Source organism: Pseudarthrobacter polychromogenes (assembly GCF_014644495.1).
Classification (GTDB): domain Bacteria; phylum Actinomycetota; class Actinomycetes; order Actinomycetales; family Micrococcaceae; genus Arthrobacter; species Arthrobacter polychromogenes.
Window position 1 is genome coordinate 38,451 of the sequence record NZ_BMKU01000017.1, and the last position, 19,235, is coordinate 57,685.

Sequence of the window (19,235 nt, forward strand, 5' to 3'; positions counted from 1 at the left end):
AACGGACCATCTGCAATGCACCTGAAGACATTGGCCCTGGCTGCGATGTGCGTACTGGCGTTGCCCCTGGCCGGATGCAGTACCCCTTCGAACGGTCCGGCCTCCACCACTGAACCGCCGTCCTCCACTACTGAGCCGCCGTCCTCCCCGCTGGAAACTTCGACGGCGGCCGGCGGGTCGTCGTCGCAGCCTTCACCGGTCCCGTCCTCAGCGGCTGCTGCAGACAGCACCCCGATCACCATCGACGTCGGTGGCGAGACCGTGACAGGGACCCTTTCCAGCAACGCCACTGCACGCTCCCTGATCGGGCAGCTTCCCTTGACGCTCTCCTTCAGGGACTACGGCGGGCAGGAAAAGATCGCAGAGCTGCCGGAGGCGCTTTCGCTCGACGGCGTTCCCGCCGGCGACAGCGCAGAACCACTGGCCATCGGCTACTACGCGCCCGATCAGGCCCTGGTCCTCTATTACGAGGGCGTCGGGTACTCCCGCGGAATTGTGCGGATCGGATCGTTCGATGACCTCGCGGCGATCCGGGACCAAACAGGCTCTTTTACCGCCAGGCTGGCTCCCGCTAACTGAGCGGGATGACACGGCTGCTCCGAAATCTTCCACAAAAGAACGGAACCGTTTTGACTCGAGCAACCCTTGAGGATGGCGCCCGCGAAGCGCCCATCGACGCCCTGCCCTCCGAAAACATCAGCATTACTGAAGAAACAAAGGATTGGGCCCCGGCAAGCGATCCTGCCGTACCTGCCGGACGCTTCCCTTGGGCGGCCCTGCTGGTCATGGCCTTGATGGGATTCCTCCTGATTGCCACCGAGACCATGCCCGCCGGCCTGTTGCCCCAGATCGCTTCTGGACTCGCCGTCACCGAGGGAACCGCGGGGCAGTTTGTCAGTGCCTACGCTTTGGGAACAGTCGTTGCGGCCATGCCCGCCATCGCGTTGACCCGTGGCCTGCGCCGGAAGCCTGTTTTCGTCGTCGGGATTCTCGGCTTTCTAGCCGCGAACCTCATCACGGCATTCTCCACGGACATTGCCCTCTCCCTGGGAGCCCGGCTCCTGGCCGGTGCGTTCTCCGGACTGCTGTGGGGGATGACTGCCGGCTATGCCCGGCGTATCACCGCTCCGCACCAGGCCGGCCGCGCCTTGTCCGTGGCGTCTGTTGGAACCCCGGTGGGCCTGGCAGTGGGGACGCCCTTCGGCTCCTGGCTGGGTACGACGTTCGACTGGCGCTGGTCTTTCGGCGTGCTGGCAGTCCTCACGGTGGCCACCCTCCTGCTGGCGGTCTTCCTGGTCCCGGACGCGCCCGGACAACGGCCCGGGTCACGCGCATCCCTGGCACGGGTCTTCGCCATCCCGGGCGTGGCGGTTGTCCTCGGCGTCATCGTCAGCTGGATGCTTGGGCACAACATCATGTACACCTACATTGGCTCCTACCTCCGCGGGGCAAGCCTTGATCTCCCGGTGGACATCGCGCTCATGACGTTCGGTGCGGCCGCGATTGCGGGGATCGCCATCACCGGCGCGGTGATCGATAAGGGCCTCCGGCGCCTGGTCCTGCTCAGCCTCGGAAGCTTCCTGGTGGCCGGTGCGATCTTCATCGTTGGCCACGCGTCCTTGGCGGCAGTCCTCGCCGCGATCGTCCTGTGGGGCATCGCCTTCGGCGGCGCGGCGGCACAGCTGCAAACGGCCATCAGCGCTGCAAGCGGGGAAAACGCCGATGTTGCCAACTCAATGCTCGGCGTCGCGTTCAACCTGGCGATTTTCGCCGCGGGTGTGGCGGGCGCCGTGGTGATCAGCAGCCTTGACGGGATGGTCCTGCCGGCCGCCCTGGTGGGACTTGCCGCCGTCGCGCTTGTTATCTCTGTTGCGGGACGCCGCACGGCATTTCCCAGGTAGCCAGCAAAGCGGCGCTTGCCGCAGCATTACTGCCAACAAACATCCTCAAACGCATCAGGAGAAAGCCTTGAAAGCCACCCGCACGCCAGTCCTGTTTGCACTCACCATCGGAGCGGGCCTGCTGCTCTCGTCCTGCACCACTACGCCGCCCGCAGCACCCCCAACCCCGGCCTCAACGCCGGTTCCGTCCCCGTCCCCCTCCTCAGCAGGGACATCGGCGACGGCGGGAAATGCCACCCCGACGGGCACACCCCAGGCCGTGGCCACCGGGCTGGAGGCTCCCTGGTCCGTGGTGTTCCGCAACGGCACCCCGCTGGTCAGTGAGCGGGACAGCGGGCGGATCCTCGAGCTCAGCCCTGACGGCACCACGCGCGCCATCGGAGACATTCCCGGCGTGGCGGCTGTGGGGGAAGGCGGGCTGCTGGGCCTGGCCGTGGACAGCCAGGGCCGCCTGTACGTGTATTCCACCGGGACGGACGGAAACAGGCTCCAGCGCTTCGACGTCACCGGAGAACCGGGATCCTTGGCGCTGGGACAGGCCGAAATGCTCCTCGACGGCATTGGCTCCGCGAGCTATCACGACGGCGGCCGGATCGCCTTCGGGCCCGATGGCATGCTCTACGTCGCGATTGGCGATGCGGGCCGGCGCGACAGTTCACAGGACCTCGAATCCCTGAACGGGAAGATCCTGAGAATGACCCCCGACGGCGGCGTCCCCGCCGACAATCCCTTCCCGGACTCGCTCGTCTACAGCTACGGGCACCGCAACCCCCAGGGCCTGGCCTGGGCGGAGGACGGCACCATGTTCGCCACCGAGTTCGGGCAGAACACCTGGGACGAGCTGAACATCATCACCGCGGGCGCCAACTACGGCTGGCCGACCGTTGAAGGGATAGCCACCACAGGGGACTTCACCGACCCCGTTCAGCAGTGGGAGCCCACCGAGGCCAGCCCCAGCGGAATGACCCACATTGACGGGACGCTGTTCATCGCCAACCTGCGCGGACAGGTCCTCCGGGCCGTTCCCGTAGCCGATCCATCCACCTCGACCACCTACTACGACGGCGAATTCGGCCGCATCCGCGATGTCACGGAGGCTCCGGACGGGAAGCTCTGGTTGGTCACCAACAACACCGATGGCCGGGGCAGGCCCGGTCCTGGTGACGACCGAATCCTCAGCGTGGAGCTGACCCGGCAGTAGTCGAGATGCCCACGCTGCCGGGCGAATCGGCAGCCCTACAAACGGGACACCAGGCGGGTCAACGCCCCACCAGGCCCATGTGAAGGTCGTTGTAGCGGTTTCCCTGCACTCCGATTCGGCTGGCAAGGGCATTAAGATCGGCGACTTCATCGGCGGACAGCGCGACGGTGGACGCCGCTGCGTTCTCCTTCACGCGCTCGCGGCGACGGGTTCCGGGGATCGGCACAATCCACGGCTGCTGTGCCAGGAGCCAAGCCAGTGCGATTTGCCCGGGGGTGCAGGTCTTAGCGACGGCGAGTTCCGCCACGTACTGCACCAGTGCCTGGTTGGCGGCGCGGTTCTCGGGGGTGAAGCGCGGGATGGTGCCGCGGATGTCGCCTTCGGCGAATTGCGTGGATGTATCGACGGTTCCGGTGAGGAAGCCCTTGCCGAGGGGGCTGAAGGGCACGAACCCGATCCCCAGCTCAGCCAGGGCGGGCAGTACCTCCGGCTCCGGGTCCCGTGTCCACAGGGAGTACTCGCTCTGGACGGCTGTCACCGGAAAAACGGCGTGGGCTGCCCGGATGGTCGCGGCGGAGGCCTCTGACAGCCCAAAGTGGCGGACCTTGCCAGCCTCAACGAGCTCACCCACAGCACCGGCAACCTCCTCAATCGGCACGTTGAGGTCGACGCGGTGCTGGTAAAAAAGGTCGAGGGTGTCTACGCGCAGCCGGCGCAGGGACTGCTCCGCGACGCGCTTGATCCGGTCCGGCGAACTGTCCAGCCCCACGGACCTGCCGTTCTCGATCCGCCACCCGAACTTGGTCGCTATGACGACCTCGTCGCGGACCGGGGCGAGTGCTTCGCCGACGAGTTCCTCATTGACGAAGGGGCCGTATACCTCCGCTGTGTCGAAGAAATTGATTCCTGTCCCGACGGCGTCGCGCAGTACGCCAATCATTGCTTGGCGGTCCCCGGGGTTGGGTCCGTAGCCCTGGGACATGCCCATGCAGCCAAGGCCAACGGCCGAAACCCGCAGCCCCTGTCCGAGTGTTCGCGTATGCATGAAGTCTCCCTTGTTTATCTGCTGGCACGTTTGTGCACGGTCTTCCTCCAGTCAACGGCCTATTGGACGGTTGAGGGAGTGTCTGGTGGAACGGGTACTGGCAGGGCCTGCCTCACCCTCTCCCTGCCATGTCCCTCGCAGTTCACTTGCCAGCAACCCGCCGGCCCCGAAGCGTTCTCCCGCAACCAGCAGTCTTTTCACGCCACCTTTTGCCCGGCAGCCAAACAGCCGGGCGGACATTCCAGCTGTACGTAGGAGTACTCCGTGTTCGTGAAAAGCACCCTCGCCGCTGTCGTTGTCCTCGCCTCCCTGGCGGGAACAGCGGCAGCTCCGGCCAAAGCCGAGGCAGCCAAGCCGGCTCCCGTCGTCGTCGGCCAGCCCCTCGCCCAGGCCCATGCGCACAACGACTACGAGCATGAACGTCCCCTGTTCGACGCGCTCGAGCACGGCTTCACCAGCGTCGAAGCGGACGTGTGGCTGGTGGACGGCGAGCTGCTGGTGGCCCATGACCTGGAGGATGTCCAGCCCGGCGTCACGCTCGAAAGCCTCTACCTTGATCCGCTCCAGGACCTGGTCCGCAGCCAGCCCGGCCACGGCGTTTACCCGCACTGGGACGGCAGCCTGCAGCTGCTGATCGACATCAAGAGCGAAGGCGAAGCCACCTACGCCGCCATCGAGCAGGAACTGGCCGAGCACCGCGACATCATGAGCCGCTACACCAACGGCACCGCCAAGACCGGCCCCGTCACCGCCGTGATCAGCGGCAACCGCCCGCTCGCCACCATGCAGGCACAGGAGAAGCGGTTCAGCTTCTACGACGGCCGCTCAGCCGACCTCACCACCGGCAAAGCCGCCGCCCTCATGCCGCTGGTCAGCGACAACTGGACCAAACTCTTCACCTGGCAGGGCGTCGGCCCCATGCCGGAAGCCGAGCGCACCAAGCTGACGGCCTACGTGGCCGAGGCCCACGCCAACGGCTACCGCGTCCGCTTCTGGGCCACCCCGGACCAGCCCGGCGCAGCCCGGGACGCCATCTGGACCGAACTCGCCGACGCCAGCGTGGACCACATCAACACCGACGACCTTCCCGCGCTGCAGCAGTTCCTCACCGCCCGCGCCGCCTAGGCCCTTTCCAACAGAAACAGGAACACACCCATGCCTTCAAAGACCATCAAAACGACGACGGCGGCAGCCGTCCTGGCGCTGGGCCTCCTTGCGTCCCAGCCCGCCCACGCGGTTAACAATTCCTCCAACGGCGAGGCGTTCACCTTCGGCGTCATCGGCGACATCCCCTACGGCGACGCTGAAATCGCCAAGTTCCCTGCCCGCATCCAGGACATCAACGCCGATAAGGACCTGAAGTTTGTCACCCACGTTGGCGACATCAAGAACGGCTCCTCGGTCTGCTCGGACGAGTACTTCAGCACCATCCGCACCCAGTTCGACACGTTCACACACCCGCTGGTCTTCACCCCGGGCGACAACGAGTGGGTGGACTGCCACCGCACCAACAACGGCGCCTACAACCCGCTGGAACGGCTGGACAAACTCCGGGAGGTCTTCTTCAACGAACCCGGCAAGACCCTGGGCGCCACCATGCCGGTCAAGACCCAGGAGGAGCGTGGGCTGCCCGAAAACGTCCGCTTCACCCAGAACCGGGTGGCCTTCTCCGTGCTGAACATCCAGGGCAGCAATAACTCCCTGCAGCCATGGACCGGCCTCGGCGAAACCACGGCCACGCCGGAGCAACTCGCCGAAGTGGACGCCCGGACGGACGCCGCACTGGACCAGATACGCGGCACGTTCGCCGATGCCGAGCGCCGCAACGACCGCGCCGTGGTGCTCATGACGCAGGCCGACATGTTCGACCCCTCGCTGCTCGCCGCGGCCACCGTGAACCCGGAGATCATGTCCGGGTTCCGCGAGATCGTGGCGGCCATCATCGAGGAGACCAACAGCTTCGATGCGCCGGTGTACTTGATCAACGGCGACAGCCACGTTTTCGCCGAGAACCAGCCGCTCGCCGCCGGCTCACCCTGGCTGGAGGTCTATGGTCAGACTGCCGCGGACAACCTGCAGCGCATCACTGTTGACGGTTCCGCCAACGCCACGAACTATGTGCGCTTCTCCGTCGCGGGCAACAGCGACCCCGGCGCGGACGTCCTGAGCTGGGAAAAGGTCCCCTTCAGGTCCTAGGCATTAACGGAAGCGGACGACGGCGGTGCTTTCCCGCCGTCGTCTTCTGTGGGGGAGGCGGGGATTTCACCCCCGCCTCCCTTGCGTTGGCCTCGTCCTGCGCCCGTCTGTCGGGGTGCTGTTGCGGAAGGCATGCAGGCCGGAGCTCACGCAAAACCGGAACTTTATCCGGCGGTAGATGAAGTGGTTGGCCGGGTGAAATTACCGGCGGGAGTGATTTGTCAGCGGATGTTGCAGGGCCGTCTCCCGGAGAAGCTGCAAACGCAGGGTACGCGCTGTTTCCATGTGCTGACGTGCGATTCTTGCGGCGGCGTCGCTGTCCTGCTGTTCGATGGCGTGTACCAGGGTTTCGTGCTCGTCCAAGGACTCAGTCCAGCGGTTTCCTGTTGAAAGTGTGGACCGGGGAGCGTGAATCAGGTGCGTCGACAACCTATTCAAGAGGTCCGTGAGGACGGGATTGTGCGCGCAATTCCAGATGGCAGCATGGAACTCCAGGTTGGTGGTGATCCTGGTGTGGTCATCCGGTTCCTGCAGTTGCCGGTCGCGCTGCAGCAGCGCTTCAAGCCGCATCAGGTCCGGGAACTGCCTTGACCGTGCTGCCTGGCGCGCAGCTTCCTCTTCGAGAAGGATGCGCATGTCGTAAATTTGGATGACCTGCTGCGGGTCCACCTGGGGTACCTGCAGGCCCCTGTCGACGCGCTCAAGCAGCCGTTCCTGCTGGAGGCGGGACAGCGCCTCCCGGACGGGGGTCCGGGAGACGCCGAAACGTTGGGCAAGCGATGTTTCCCGAATAGCAGTACCAGGCTGGTGGACTCCGGACAGGATTTCGCTCCGCAGGGTCTGGAAGATGCTTTCTCCGTCGATGCGGGCGGTTGCTGTGTCCGTCACGTGGCTGGTCCTTGAGGCATTGGAATGGCTACTGCTGGGCGCTTCTCTTATAGGGAACTTTACGCGAGAACGCCGGCCCGTCGTCCGAAAACACATCCCGCAGCAAGCCCGCTGCCTCCCGGGTAATTGGCGCTGAAGAGGCCGCCGAGCATTTCGCCCGCCACGTACAGGCCTTCGATGTGCTTTCCCTCGCTGTCGAGAACCCGGCCGTGGGTGTCGGATTTGATGCCGCCAAACGTAAACGTAATTCCGCACGTGACACCGTAGGCGTAAAAGGGGCCAGTTTCGATCGGGGCAGCCCAGTTGCTTTTTGCCGGCTCTGTGGCGGCGGCGCGACCATCCTTGATATTGGGATCGAAGGTGATGCCGCGGTCGATTGAGTTGTTGAAGTCACTCACGGTCTTTGACAGTTTTTCGGGGTCGATGCCGATCTTGGTTGCCAGTTCTTCCAGGGTGTCCGCAACTTCCACGGAGATGCCTGGCATGTCGTACTCTTCGGTCCGCAGCATGGGACGGAGGTTTGCATCAAAGATTTGGTAGGCAACGGATCCGGGCTGCTTCAGGATTTCCTTGCCGTACTTGGCGTAGGTGTAGTTCCGGAAGTCTGCGCCCTCGTCCAGGAAACGCTTGCCTTCGGTGTTCACGATGATTCCGAACGGGTAGCTCTGACGGGTAAGCCTGTTGGTAAGTTCCCGGTTGCTCTCGTTCGTGGCGGTAAAGGCGTCCCACTGCACACTGTGGCACGTGCTCCAGTCGCCGCCCTTGGCGGCACCGACCTGTAGCGCAGCAGCGATCATGTCACCCGTGTTATTCGGGGTGCCCCTGACCTTGGCGTTTTCCCAGCCTTCCCCAAGGTACTCCCTGCGCAGTTGGGGATCAGCTTCGAAACCTCCTGCCGTGAGAATGACTGATTCGGCGCGCAATGACAGTTCACCCAAGGGCGAATTTGTGACGACGCCGGTAACGCGTCCGTTCTCGACAATGAGGTTCTGCGCTGCGTGGCCGTAGCGGACATCAATCCCCAGCTCGGCCGCTACCCGGGTGTGGTCTGCGATCAGTCCCTCGCCTCCGCCCACGTTGCCCACGTGCAGGCCGCCCCAGAAGAGGAAGGAGCCGTCCGGGCGTTCGAAGGCCTGGCGTTCGTACATCAGGCGGTACTTCAGGCCCAGGCTGTTGAGCCAGCGAAGCGTTGGCTGGGATTCCTCGACCAGAACCTTCGTCAGTTCGGGGTCGTTTCGGCCTTCGGTGACCTTGGCCAGGTCAGCGGCGTATTCGTCTGCCGAGTAGGGCGGAACTTCGGTGCACCGGTGCCGCTCATCCGGCTCCACCCAGTCCAGGAGATCAGCGAGCCCATTGTGGGCGATCCGGGTTGCACCGGCGGTGTAAAAGCTGTTCCCGCCCGCCATGTCCTCGTTGCCCTTTTCGAGCAGAATGACTTTCCGCCCCCGGACAGCGGCTGCGTGCGCTGCCGTGAATCCGGCGTTTCCGCCGCCCACCACGATCACGTCGACTTTGTCCGTGCTCGCGGGCGTGGCTTCATTACCAATAGACATTCGTAAGTCCTTTCAGTGGATCAGTGAATCCAACTGTATACAAACGTATGCAACTGCGCAATAGGCGTAATTGCTGGTGAGGACTTGCCGGTGACAGTCATCACATGTATAACTGTACTTCATTGTGTACAAAGGTATTCCGACGAATACGTGCCAGTCCTCTGCGCGGCTTCCACAGCTGAGGCGGCTCACGGCACACTACTTTTCGCACCGCCCAACAACGTCGTTACGGAACGAGAGATATGAAAAAGCCCCTACGCAATGCTTTGTTCGGCGCCGCCGTAGCCGTGATCGCTGCGCTTGCGTTCATCAATGCCGGCACCGCCAGCGAAACCAGCACCGCAAAGAACAAACTGGCCCTGATCGCCCCTGCTGCACCTGGTGGTGGCTGGGACGGATTTGCCCGTGAAGGGCAGCAGGCGCTCAAGAGCGGCGGCGTCGTCAACAACGTCCAGGTGGTCAACGTCCCGGGAGCCGGCGGAACAATTGGCCTGAGCCAGTTCGTGCAGACGCCGGGGCGCGAAGATGCGCTCCTGGTGACTGGCGGCGTGATGGTGGGGGCCATCGAGCTCGGCGACAACCCGGAGTCCATGGCGGACGTTGTCCCCATTGCCAGGATGGCCGATGATTACGCGGCCCTGGTAGTCCCTGCGGACTCGAAGTTCCAGACGCTCAATGACTTCCTGGAAGCTTGGAAAAAGGATCCGGGGGCAACCTCGATCGGCGGCGGGTCCTTGGGCTCGATCGACCATCTCCTTAGCGCCATGGTGGCCAAGACCGTGGGCATCGATCCCAAGGACGTGAACTACATCGCCTACTCCGGAGGTGGTGAGGCGCTCACTTCCCTGCTGTCCCACACCACCGCCGCCGGCATGTCCGGCTACAACGAGGTCCGGGACCAGATCGAGGCCGGAACCGTTCGCGCCCTGGCCATCTCTTCGGACGAGCGGCTCGAGGGCGTAGATGTTCCCACGTTCAAGGAACAAGGTGTTGAGGCGTCAATGTCCAACTGGCGGGGATTCGTAGCGGCACCCGGAACCACGGACGAAACGAAGGCGGCTTTCATCGAGATCGTCGCCGAGATGCGCAGCACGGCCCACTGGCAGGGAGCCCTCAAGCGCAACAGCTGGACGGACACCTTTTCAACCGGCGAAGAATTCGAGCAGTTCATCAAAGACGAAGTTGCAACGGCCCAAGAAATCGTAAAGGACCTCGGCCTATGAGCATCACCCAGCACCAGCCAGAAGCAGGATCCGCCAAGGAGACGCGGAGCAACCCCAGGCCCGGCTTCGGAACGGGCCGCAGCGAATTCATTGTCGTCGCCGTACTCTACGCCCTGGCCATCTTCCTCACCGTAGGCACGGTCACGATGAAAGTGCAGGGCAAGTCGGCACCCGGCCCGCAGTTCTTCCCCATCCTGGTCTGCATCGTCCTCTACCTGGTGGCTACCCTGCTGGCCATCCAGATCCTCCGCTCACCGAAAGTACCTGACCATTCCATCCACCCCGGACACGGCCAGTTCTCCGCCGACATGCTGCACGACCTGGGCCACCTGGGCAAGGAGGAAGACGCTGCCTTTAGCGACGGACCATCGCGGACACCCGCCAGAACCTGGAAGACCTACACGGACTGGCGGACCGTCGGCCTGATGCTGGCCGGCGTCGTGGCCTTTGTCCTGGTTTTGAACCCGCTCGGCTGGATCATGAGTGCCGCGATGCTGTTCTGGGTTGTTGCCCACGCCCTCGGCAGCCGCCGCCCGTACTTCGATGCCGGCGTGGGCCTGCTCTTTTCCTCAATAACTCAACTGGCCTTCGGCGCCGGACTGGGCCTCAGCCTGCCCTCCGGCTTCATAGGAGGGATACTCTGATGGAACAACTCGAACTCCTTATGGGCGGCTTCGCCAACGCCCTGACCCCCATTAACCTCCTGTGGGTGCTGATCGGCGCCGTCCTGGGCACCGCCGTCGGTGTCCTTCCCGGACTCGGTTCAGCAATGGCAGTCGCACTCCTGCTGCCCGTCACCTTTTCACTGGAACCCACAGCGGCGTTCATCATGTTCGCCGGCATCTACTTCGGCGGACTTTTCGGTGACTCCACCTCTGGCATCCTGCTCAACACCCCTGGCAACTCCTCTGCCATGGCTTCCACCTTCGAAGGTCACCGCATGGCCAAAAGCGGACAGGCCGCCAAGGCCTTGGCAACCTGCGCCATCGGAGCCTTCATCGGAGGCCTGATAGCCACCACCCTCGTGGTGTTCTTCGCCCCAACCCTGGTCAAGATGGCCACCGTCTTCGGCCCAGCCGAATACTTCGCCCTCGCAGTCTTCGCATTCCTGGCCATCTCAGCCGTCGTTTCCGAGTCCGTGATCCGCGGCATCGCAGCCCTGGGCATCGGCCTCGCCCTGGCCCTGGTCGGCATTGACGGCCCCAGCGGCACCTCCCGGTTCACCCTTGGCATGCCCCAGCTCTTCGACGGCATCTCCGTCATCGTCATCACTGTCGGTCTCCTGGCGCTCGGCGAGGTCTTCCACATTGCATCCCGCATACACCGCGACCCCGCCGCCACCCAGATCGAAGCCAAGGGCAGGGCCCGCTTGAACCTGGCGGACTTCAGGAAAGCCCTTCCCGCCTGGCTCCGGGGAACCGCGTTCGGTGCCCCGTTCGGCCTGATACCCGCCGGCGGTGCAGAAGTCCCCACCTTTCTGGCCTACGGCACCGAAAAACAGCTGGCGAAACGCCGCAACGACCCCGAATTCGGCACGACCGGCTCCATCCGCGGCCTCGCCGCACCGGAGGCGGCAGCGAACGCCACCGCAGGTACAGCCATGGGCGCCCTCCTGGCGCTTGGACTGCCAACGTCGGCCACCGCAGCGATCATGCTGGCTGCGTTCCAGCAATACGGAATGCAGCCCGGACCTCTGTTGTTCGAACGAAGCGGCGACCTGGTGTGGGCCCTGCTGGCCTCACTCTTCATCGGCCTGGTAATCCTGGTGATGATCAACATGCCGTTCGCCTCCGTCTGGGCCAAACTCCTGAGCATCCCCAAGCACTACCTCTACGCCGGCATCACAGTCTTCTCAATGCTCGGCGTCTACGCAGTAAGCTCAGCAATCCTGGACCTGTGGCTCCTCATCGCCATCGGCCTTATTGGATTCATGATGCGCCGCTACAACATTCCGCTGGCACCCGTACTGATCGCAGTGATCCTGGGGCCCATGGCAGAAACCGAACTGCGCCGCGCCCTGGCAGTATCCGAAGGGGATCTCGGCATCCTGGTTGGCAGTCCCATCACCGTCACCCTCTATGCGGTCCTGGCCGCCGCCCTGGTCCTCAGCGCCATCCAGCATCTCCGCCACCGGCGGGCCAACCGCCAGGCAGTGTTGGTTCCATAGCGAGTGGCTCCGTAGGTCCCGGCCGCTGCAACGGCCCAACAGCGAAGTCAATGCCTGCGAATCCCGAAGCTCTGGACACAGGCAGCCGCCGGACTTATCGTGCAGGAGTGGCGGCTGCCTGACTGGCAGGATGGCAAGCTCTGCCGGTCCGCTGTTGCGGCCGTCCGTCATGAGGAGGCAGCAGATGGAACACGTAGAAGCGACCGTTGAAGTAGCAGTACCGGTGCGGACCGCATACAACCAGTGGACCCAGTTCGAATCCTTTCCGCAGTTCATGTCCGGTGTGGAATCCGTAACTCAGCTGACTGACGCCACCAACCACTGGGTCACCAAGGTTAGCGGCGTACAGCGGGAGTTTGATACCGAAATAGTTGACCAGGAGCCTGACGACCGGATCGCCTGGCGCAGCACCGACGGCAAGTCCCATGCCGGCATCATCAGGTTCACGCCGCTGGATGCCAACCATACGAAGGTCAAAGTCCATTTCGAATGGGCGCCGGAAACCGCCGCTGAAAAAGCGGGCGCCGCATTGCAGATCGACGAGATGCAGGTTAAGGCCGACCTGCGGAAGTTCAAGGAATTCATCGAATCGCGCGGCACCGAAACCGGTGCCTGGCGAGGTGAAGTCAAGGACAGCGGCCCCGCCGGGCAGCTCTAACAAACAGAAAGCGGACGACGGCGGGTGCCTCCCGCCGTCGCAGCCAGTCATGCGACAGCACACAGTGGAAACATCCGACGATGGCCATCAAACTCAGCAAGAGACCGCTTCCGGACCCTGCCTTCCAGGCGGTGGTCCATGCCTTGGCGATTTCCCCGCGCAAGGGCCGAGCGTGGAAAAGCACAGTGCACAGCGCGGTGAATGAACTGGCCCTGCTTGACGCCCACCGGCCTCCCGCAGAGCGCTACGCCGGAATTTCCGTTCCCGTGCTTGTGCTCTACGGCTCCGACAGCGACGAATTTTATGCGGTGATAGCCCAGGCCATCTCCGCCCAGTTGTTCGACGGCCGCTGCACGGCGGTGCCTGGAGCGGATCACGGTGCGCTGGACAGGGCGCCCCGGACGCTGATTTTCCATCTTTCGGAGTTCTTCGCCCACGGGTAGTAGTACTGGCATTTCGTCAGCCATCAAGAAGCTGTCGCATGGCATCGCCGATCTGATCCGTTTCCGCCCCGCGGATTCCGGGCCGTCCGGCGATGTGCCCAAGGTTGGATTGGAGCGGGCGGAATTCTGCGCCGGGGATCATATCGGCTTCGATCCTGCTGTCCGCTTCGGGGAAATAGAGGTCGGAGGTGCTGGGCATAACGATGCAGCGCGCCCGGATCCGCCCCAGTGCCGCCTCGAACCCGCCCCGTGCTGACGACCCGACGTCGGCCCGCTGCCACGTGCCCAGTCCCGTCAGCAGGTTGTTGGCATCCATGTGTTCGTGATCGTCCGCCCAGTCGTCCAGCACATGGTCAACGTCGCGGTAGCCGAGTTCCCGGTAAATTCCCTTTCGGAAGAACTCCTGGGAGTACGCCCAGCCGGCATACACCGTCCCAAAGGCCCGCAGGCCGCGGACAGGCGGGGAACTGTACCGGCCGCCGTCGTACGCCTGGTCAGCGGCCAGCGCCGCTTTCACACCCTCCAGGAACACGAAGTTGTGCGGTGAGCACCGGGCTGCCCCGGCAATCGGAAGGATGCCGTAGACCATCCCTGGGTAACGGACAGCCCATTCGTACGCCTGCAGGGCACCCATGGACCAGCCGGCGACCATGCGGATGTGGCGGACCCCAAGAGCAGTGAGCAGGCGATGCTGTGCGATGACGTTGTCCGCGATGTCGACATCCGGAAAAGCCGCACCCCTGATCCCGGGGGAGGCGTTGGAGGGGGAGGTGGAGAGTCCGTTGCCGAACATGTTGACGGCGACAATGAACCAGCGTTCCGGGTCCAGCATCCTGCCCGGGCCGATCCAGGGTTCGTAGCTTGCGTGCGTGCCGGTGTAGTAAGAGGGGAGGAGTACGCAATTGTCCCGTGCCTCGTTGAGTTCCCCGTAGGTCTTATAGGCGAGCTTGGCGTCCGGCAGGTCCGGGCCGGAGACCAGCCCGAACCTGCCGAGTGCGAATTCCTGGTGCACGGGACCCCTTAGAAGAACTTCAGGTACCGCTTGGTCTCCCATTCGGAGACGTGGGCCTGGTATTCGTCCCACTCCTGCCCCTTGTAATCGATGTAGGCGTTGTACATCGACTCGCCGAACACATCGCGGGACAGGCTGTCCGCCGCAAACTCCTCGACGGCCTCGCCAAGGCTCCGGGGGAGCAGGCCCAGGCCGTTCTTCAGGATCTCTGCTTCCGTGTAGTTGTACATGTTCTCGGTGTGCGGCGCCCCGGGATCGAGGTTCTCGCGGATGCCTTCCAGCCCTGCCGCGAGGATGATGGCAGCACCGAGATAGGGGTTGCAGCTGATGTCCGCTGCGCGGCACTCCACTCGGCCGCCCGCCAGGGGCACGCGGATCATGTTGGTGCGGTTGTTGTTGCCATAGCTGACGAACACAGGCGCCCACGTGGAGCCGGACATGCTGCCCTTGCGGACCAGGCGCTTGTAGCTGTTGACGGTGGGGGCGATGACGGCGCAGATGGCGGGTGCGTGCTTCAGGACGCCGGCGATGAACTTGTACCCCAGTTCCGAGATGCCGCAGCCGCGGGGGTCGTCGTCGGTCTCGAAAAGGTTGACGCCGGTTTCCGCGTCGGCAAGGGACATGTTGAAGTGGGCGCCGGAGCCGCTCCGGTCGGCGAAGGGCTTCGGCATGAACGTGGCGAAGTACCCGTGCTTGCGGACCATCTCGTTGGCCATGAGCCGGAAGAACACTGCACGGTCCGCCATCGTGAGGGCATCCGAGTACTTGAAGTCGATCTCGAACTGTCCCTGGGCGTCCTCATGGTCGAAGGAGTAGACGCCCCAGCCCATGTCGTTCATTGCCTCGACCATCTCGGTGAGCCAGTCGAAGTTGTCCAGCGCTGCCGGGGCGGTGTAGCAGGGCTTGCTGAGGTTGTCCCGGTCGCTGACCTCAACAGGGCCCCCGGGGGTGTCCTTCAGGACGAAGAACTCGGTCTCGATACCCAGATTGAAGGTGAATCCCAGCTCCTTGGCGGCTTCAAGCTGCCGCTTCAGGATGTTCCGTGAGGCCGCCTCGAAGGGCTTGCCCTCGGTGTAGAGGTCGCTGGCGAAGTAGGCCACCTCCTTGCGCCAGGGCAGCTGTACGGCGCTGTCCAGGTCGGGAATGGCCGAGAGCTCCTCGTCGCTGATGTCCTGGGGGAGGCCATCCAGTGCGGCGCCGGTGAACAGTTCCGAGCCGGCGGCCATCTGCGGCAGGTGCGAGAGCGGAACGAACTTCGTCTTGATGTTGCCGTGCAGGTCGACGAAGCTCGACATTGCGTATTTGACCCCAGCTTCCCGGAGCTTCTGCTGCACTGTCTCAACTGCGGCCTGTGCTGATTCCACACTCATGGTGTCTCCTTGTTCGTTCGCTTCGGCATCCTGGCCGACGCCTTTTCGATAAGTTATTGAAAGTCTGTCCACCGGCAATTTCGATAGAGTGTCGAAATTGTTTCACGCCCGTAAATCATTCGCAGATAAGCTCTGGGGTAGGTTCAGGAAAAGCGGGAGCAGGGGTATGAGATGACAAAGGATGCTGCACCATCGGCTGCAGGCCGGCCGCGGCTGAGCGGCGCCCCCACGGGTTCCCCGCGGCAGGACATCATCCGTGAGGCCACCGCGCTGTTCGTGGCAAAAGGGTACGCGGAAACCACCATGAGTGAAATTGCCCGCAGTGCCGGGCTGCGGCAGTCCTCGCTCTACTACTGGTTTGCCCGCAAGGAGCACATCCTCCAGGCCCTGCTCGAGGAAAACCGCAGCTCCCTGGCCCTGGCTGCGTCGCTGGAGGGGCGGTCCGGTCCGGCCGCACCCCGGCTGTATGCCGTCCTGCACGCCGATGCCATGCAGTTGTGCTCGGCGCCCCTGGATTTCTACGAGTTCGAGCGGGTGGCGCGGTCCCAGCCCCAGAACTTCGGCGCATTCTTTGACGACTACGCCGCGCTGCACGGGCTGACGGCATCAATTGTCCGGCAGGGTGTCGAGTCGGGCGAGTTCCAGGCTGTTGAGTCCGAAGATGCCGCCACGGCCGCGCTGGGTCTGAACGAGGGCCTCCAGCGTCACTATCGCCAGCCATTGCCGGGCCTGCGCTCGTATTCCGCAGAACAGGTCTCCGGGCTCAGCGCAGACACCACCCTCGCCCGGCTGCTGGCGGCCCCTGGCAAGTTGGCCGCTGTCCGGGCGGAGGCTGCGGATCTTACTGCCGGGTGGAACCCTTCTGCCGAAAGTTAATCCATCCGAAACGAATTCGATATGGCATCGAAAACGTCGGCTCCAAGAATTTAGATAGCGTATCGAAACGCTGGTGCCCCGCTCCCCGGGCGGCGTGCCCGTCACCTAGCCTTGGAGATTCGTATGGACACTGCCACTATCGCCGGCAATACGGCGTGGGTGCTCACCGCCGTCATTGCAGTCGCGCTGATGTTGCCCGGCCTGGCGCTCTTCTACGGCGGAATGGTCAGCCGCAAGACTGCCATGAACATGATGCTCATGGTGTTCGGCTCCTTCTGCGTCGTTGGCGTTCTCTGGATCGCCTTCGGCTACTCCGCCGTCTTCGGAAATTCCATCGGCGGGCTGGGCCTGCTGGGTAACCCGCTGGAGTTCGCCGGGCTGGGCCAGCTTCTGACCGCCCCTGACGACGCCGCCCTGCCGCCCCTCGCGCTGGCGGCTCTGCACCTGATGTTCGCGGGGCTGACAGCCGGCATCGTGGCAGGAGCGGCGGCAGACCGGATGAAGTTTGGCGCCTGGCTGGCTTTCGCCGGGATCTGGGCGAGCCTGGTCTATTTCCCGGTGGCGCACTGGGTGTTCGCGTTCGACTCGGCGGACGGCTCGGTCCGGGGCGGCTGGATCGCCAACACTTTGGGCGCCATTGACTACGCCGGCAGCACGGCCATCCACGTGAACTCAGGTGTGGCCGCGCTGGCCCTGGCTCTTGTGCTCGGCAAGCGCCGCACGTGGCCCGTGCAGCCCAAGGCCCACAGCCTGCCTCTGACCCTCCTGGGCGTCGGGCTCCTCTTCACGGGATGGATTGGATTCGACGGTAGCGGGCTGGGCGCTGCGGACAACAATGCCGCCGTGGCAGTCTTCAACACCGTCGCCGCCACCTGCGCGGGCGTCGTCGTCTGGCTCCTCGTAGAGAAGATCCGGGACGGCCACCCCACCACCCTTGGTGCCTCCTCAGGCGCCATCGCCGCCCTCGTGGCCATCACGCCGTCGTGCGGTGCCGTCACCCCGCTCGCTGCCCTGGCCATTGGCGGAGCCGCCGGCGCAGTCTGCTACTTCGCCGTTGCACTCAAGTACAAGCTCGGTTTCGACGATGCCCTCGACGTCACGGCACTGCACTTCATTGGCGGTGTGGTGGGCGGCCTCCTGATCGGCATCCTCTCCACTCCGGAGGCACCCAGCGGCGGGGCAGGGCTGCTCTACGGAGGGGGCTTCGAGCTCCTCGGCCGCCAGGCCCTGGCCATCCTGGCAGTCTTCGCCTACACCTTCTCGGTCACGTGGGTGATCGCAAAGGTCCTTGACCTGACCATGGGCATCCGGGTTGCGGCGCCGGTGGAGGCGAAAGGACTCGACATCAGCCTCCACGCCGAGAACGCCTACGAAAACGGTGAAGACAAGGCTCACGCCCCGCGCGGCCACGCCGAACAGCTGCACCATCTGGTGGGCCAAGCAGCGGTTGAGGAGAAGCCGGCGCCAACCGCCCGCTAAAACCTGTGGGGGACCGGCGGATCAGCCCGCTGTCAGATCCGCGGGACGCACTCGCCGGTCCCCAACAATGCCGGGCCGGCGCGGTCGCCGGCGCCGAAGTCCAGCTGCCCGCTGTTCTCTTCGTACATCAGCTGGGTGGGGTCGTTGACGTGGTCCAGCCCGACGACATGCGCCAGCTCATGCATGATGACAGCCCGAACCAGGGCCGGCCCGTCGGGATAGGCGAGCGTTTCCGCGAGGCCCGGTGCGTCGAGGAGGACCTGGCCGCTGACGTACACGTAGGGCTCGCCTGGCACCTGGATCGACGAACTGCCGCCGGTCCCCGCAACCCTCCCTTCCAGTTCCGGCGCTTCGCCCGGTGTGGACCACGCAACCAGGATCGGCGCCCACTTCTTGCCGTACCGGTCAGGCTGGTATGCGTCGCGGTCTAATGACGGCGCCTCGGAGGTAGGCCCGTCGTAGACGAACTGCAGTCCGGTAGCAGCAGAAACCGCGGCTACGGACTCCTGGATGAGCTGCTCCGTACCCGGTGGTGCCATATCCGGGCGGACCACGTAATGGACCGGGCGGCACGGGTCGTAGGCCACAAATGGTCGGTCAGGGTCAGGAGACTCCTGCAGGACGAACGCGGTAGACCCGGTGGTGGCAGGCGGGACGCCGAGCGGAGACGAAGCAGCTTCGATCCCCGGTGGAGGCACATCTGATCCGGGCAGGTGGGGCAGTGCAGCGGACAGGACAAACCGGTCGAAAAGTGTGGGAGTGAAGTAAAGCCCGATAACGAGCGCGAGGCCCAGGACCGTTGCTGACCGCGACCTCCACTTGCGGGTCCCTGCTTGTTTGATCCTGCGGTAGCCGCGTCTTTTCCCTGCCTTTGGTGCAGTGACTCTACGCCAGGGCTCGGGATCCTGCAGCTTCCCGAGGGCCTCATCGATCGCCCACTGGGGGATGCGCCCGCTCGGCGAACGCCGGACGCCCGGGATGTTCCGTCCACCAACAAGCGTGCCTGGAAAATCCTTCTTGCCGAAATCCGGTACCACCGGCTGCCCCCTTGTGCCCCCAAACCCATCCCTGAGATAGGTTTGCTCAGCATAATGGCTGGTTCCAGCCCCCGCCACAGGTGGGTTGGAGCGTTGCAGAGCATGGTAGTTTTGCGCCGCTACTCCTGTCCCAGTTGGACTGATCGCTTCCCTGTTGGGGGACAGCCGGCTAACCGCAGTCCTTGA

18 protein-coding genes are annotated in these 19,235 nt (G+C 64.2%); 12 read left to right on the plus strand and 6 right to left on the minus strand.

The features are described from left to right. Positions 1-15: 15 nt before the first annotated feature. The 3 genes from IEX43_RS18905 to IEX43_RS18915 all read left to right on the plus strand — a co-directional run bounded on the left by IEX43_RS18905 (position 16) and on the right by IEX43_RS18915 (position 3,102). The gene (locus IEX43_RS18905) at positions 16-579 is read left to right on the plus strand and encodes a cyclophilin-like fold protein (protein ID WP_188813562.1); all 564 of its coding nucleotides are present in this window, start codon (positions 16-18) and stop codon (positions 577-579) included. A gap of 50 nt (positions 580-629) precedes the next feature. Further along, positions 630-1,901 (plus strand): MFS transporter, encoded by a 1,272-nt coding sequence (locus IEX43_RS18910; protein ID WP_229666541.1) that lies wholly within the window; start codon positions 630-632, stop codon positions 1,899-1,901. A gap of 67 nt (positions 1,902-1,968) precedes the next feature. Beyond that, on the plus strand, positions 1,969-3,102 hold the full coding sequence (locus IEX43_RS18915) for a PQQ-dependent sugar dehydrogenase (RefSeq protein WP_229666542.1): 1,134 nt from the start codon (positions 1,969-1,971) through the stop codon (positions 3,100-3,102). Between the two features lie 58 nt (positions 3,103-3,160). Here the strand turns inward: IEX43_RS18915 and IEX43_RS18920 are convergent, their stop codons facing one another. After that, complete coding sequence (locus tag IEX43_RS18920) at positions 3,161-4,147, minus strand: aldo/keto reductase (RefSeq protein ID WP_188813563.1); 987 nt, start codon at positions 4,145-4,147, stop codon at positions 3,161-3,163. 264 nt (positions 4,148-4,411) lie between these two features. Between IEX43_RS18920 and IEX43_RS18925 the strand changes: the two genes are divergently transcribed. Further along, the gene (locus IEX43_RS18925) at positions 4,412-5,272 is read left to right on the plus strand and encodes a phosphatidylinositol-specific phospholipase C/glycerophosphodiester phosphodiesterase family protein (RefSeq protein WP_188813566.1); all 861 of its coding nucleotides are present in this window, start codon (positions 4,412-4,414) and stop codon (positions 5,270-5,272) included. 30 nt (positions 5,273-5,302) lie between these two features. Then, entirely contained in the window at positions 5,303-6,343 is a 1,041-nt protein-coding gene (locus tag IEX43_RS18930) for a metallophosphoesterase (RefSeq protein ID WP_188813567.1), read from the plus strand. 201 nt (positions 6,344-6,544) lie between these two features. On the opposite strand, the gene IEX43_RS18935 is transcribed toward IEX43_RS18930, so the two are convergent. Together IEX43_RS18935 and tcuA are read right to left on the minus strand one after the other, a co-directional pair. Further along, entirely contained in the window at positions 6,545-7,231 is a 687-nt protein-coding gene (locus IEX43_RS18935) for a GntR family transcriptional regulator (RefSeq protein ID WP_229666543.1), read from the minus strand. A gap of 59 nt (positions 7,232-7,290) precedes the next feature. After that, positions 7,291-8,784, minus strand: a complete 1,494-nt coding sequence (tcuA, locus tag IEX43_RS18940; RefSeq protein WP_188813576.1) for an FAD-dependent tricarballylate dehydrogenase TcuA — start codon at positions 8,782-8,784, stop codon at positions 7,291-7,293. Between the two features lie 242 nt (positions 8,785-9,026). Between tcuA and IEX43_RS18945 the strand changes: the two genes are divergently transcribed. The 5 genes from IEX43_RS18945 (at position 9,027) to IEX43_RS18965 (ending at position 13,275) form a co-directional block, all read left to right on the plus strand. Next, entirely contained in the window at positions 9,027-10,007 is a 981-nt protein-coding gene (locus IEX43_RS18945) for a Bug family tripartite tricarboxylate transporter substrate binding protein (RefSeq protein WP_188813578.1), read from the plus strand. Beyond that, positions 10,004-10,651 (plus strand): tripartite tricarboxylate transporter TctB family protein, encoded by a 648-nt coding sequence (locus tag IEX43_RS18950; RefSeq protein ID WP_188813580.1) that lies wholly within the window; start codon positions 10,004-10,006, stop codon positions 10,649-10,651. Before IEX43_RS18945 ends, IEX43_RS18950 begins: the two co-directional genes overlap by 4 nt. After that, positions 10,651-12,174 carry a tripartite tricarboxylate transporter permease gene (locus tag IEX43_RS18955; protein WP_188813589.1) on the plus strand — a complete coding sequence of 508 codons (1,524 nt, stop codon included), beginning with the start codon at positions 10,651-10,653 and terminating at the stop codon, positions 12,172-12,174. The genes IEX43_RS18950 and IEX43_RS18955 overlap by 1 nt, the downstream gene beginning before the upstream one ends. Before the next feature lie 184 nt (positions 12,175-12,358). Beyond that, complete coding sequence (locus IEX43_RS18960; protein ID WP_188813590.1) at positions 12,359-12,832, plus strand: SRPBCC family protein; 474 nt, start codon at positions 12,359-12,361, stop codon at positions 12,830-12,832. Positions 12,833-12,912: 80 nt separating this feature from the next. Continuing rightward, positions 12,913-13,275: an alpha/beta fold hydrolase gene (locus tag IEX43_RS18965; RefSeq protein WP_188813592.1), complete on the plus strand. Its 363-nt coding sequence runs from the start codon at positions 12,913-12,915 to the stop codon at positions 13,273-13,275. 16 nt (positions 13,276-13,291) lie between these two features. Here the strand turns inward: IEX43_RS18965 and IEX43_RS18970 are convergent, their stop codons facing one another. Both IEX43_RS18970 and glnT read right to left on the minus strand, forming a co-directional pair. Continuing rightward, positions 13,292-14,287, minus strand: coding sequence for an alpha/beta fold hydrolase (locus IEX43_RS18970; protein ID WP_229666544.1), 996 nt, complete (start codon positions 14,285-14,287; stop codon positions 13,292-13,294). An 8-nt stretch (positions 14,288-14,295) separates the two neighbouring features. Further along, the gene (gene glnT / locus IEX43_RS18975) at positions 14,296-15,657 is read right to left on the minus strand and encodes a type III glutamate--ammonia ligase (RefSeq protein WP_188813596.1); all 1,362 of its coding nucleotides are present in this window, start codon (positions 15,655-15,657) and stop codon (positions 14,296-14,298) included. Positions 15,658-15,828: 171 nt separating this feature from the next. On the opposite strand from glnT, the gene IEX43_RS18980 reads away from it, so the two are divergent. Continuing rightward, a complete protein-coding gene (locus IEX43_RS18980) occupies positions 15,829-16,533 on the plus strand; it encodes a TetR/AcrR family transcriptional regulator (RefSeq protein ID WP_188813598.1) in 705 nt (234 codons plus the stop codon). A gap of 123 nt (positions 16,534-16,656) precedes the next feature. Further along, positions 16,657-18,012 (plus strand): ammonium transporter, encoded by a 1,356-nt coding sequence (locus IEX43_RS18985; RefSeq protein WP_188813600.1) that lies wholly within the window; start codon positions 16,657-16,659, stop codon positions 18,010-18,012. 32 nt (positions 18,013-18,044) lie between these two features. On the opposite strand, the gene IEX43_RS18990 is transcribed toward IEX43_RS18985, so the two are convergent. After that, positions 18,045-19,049: a M10 family metallopeptidase domain-containing protein gene (locus IEX43_RS18990; RefSeq protein ID WP_229666545.1), complete on the minus strand. Its 1,005-nt coding sequence runs from the start codon at positions 19,047-19,049 to the stop codon at positions 18,045-18,047. Between the last annotated feature and the right edge of the window lie 186 nt (positions 19,050-19,235).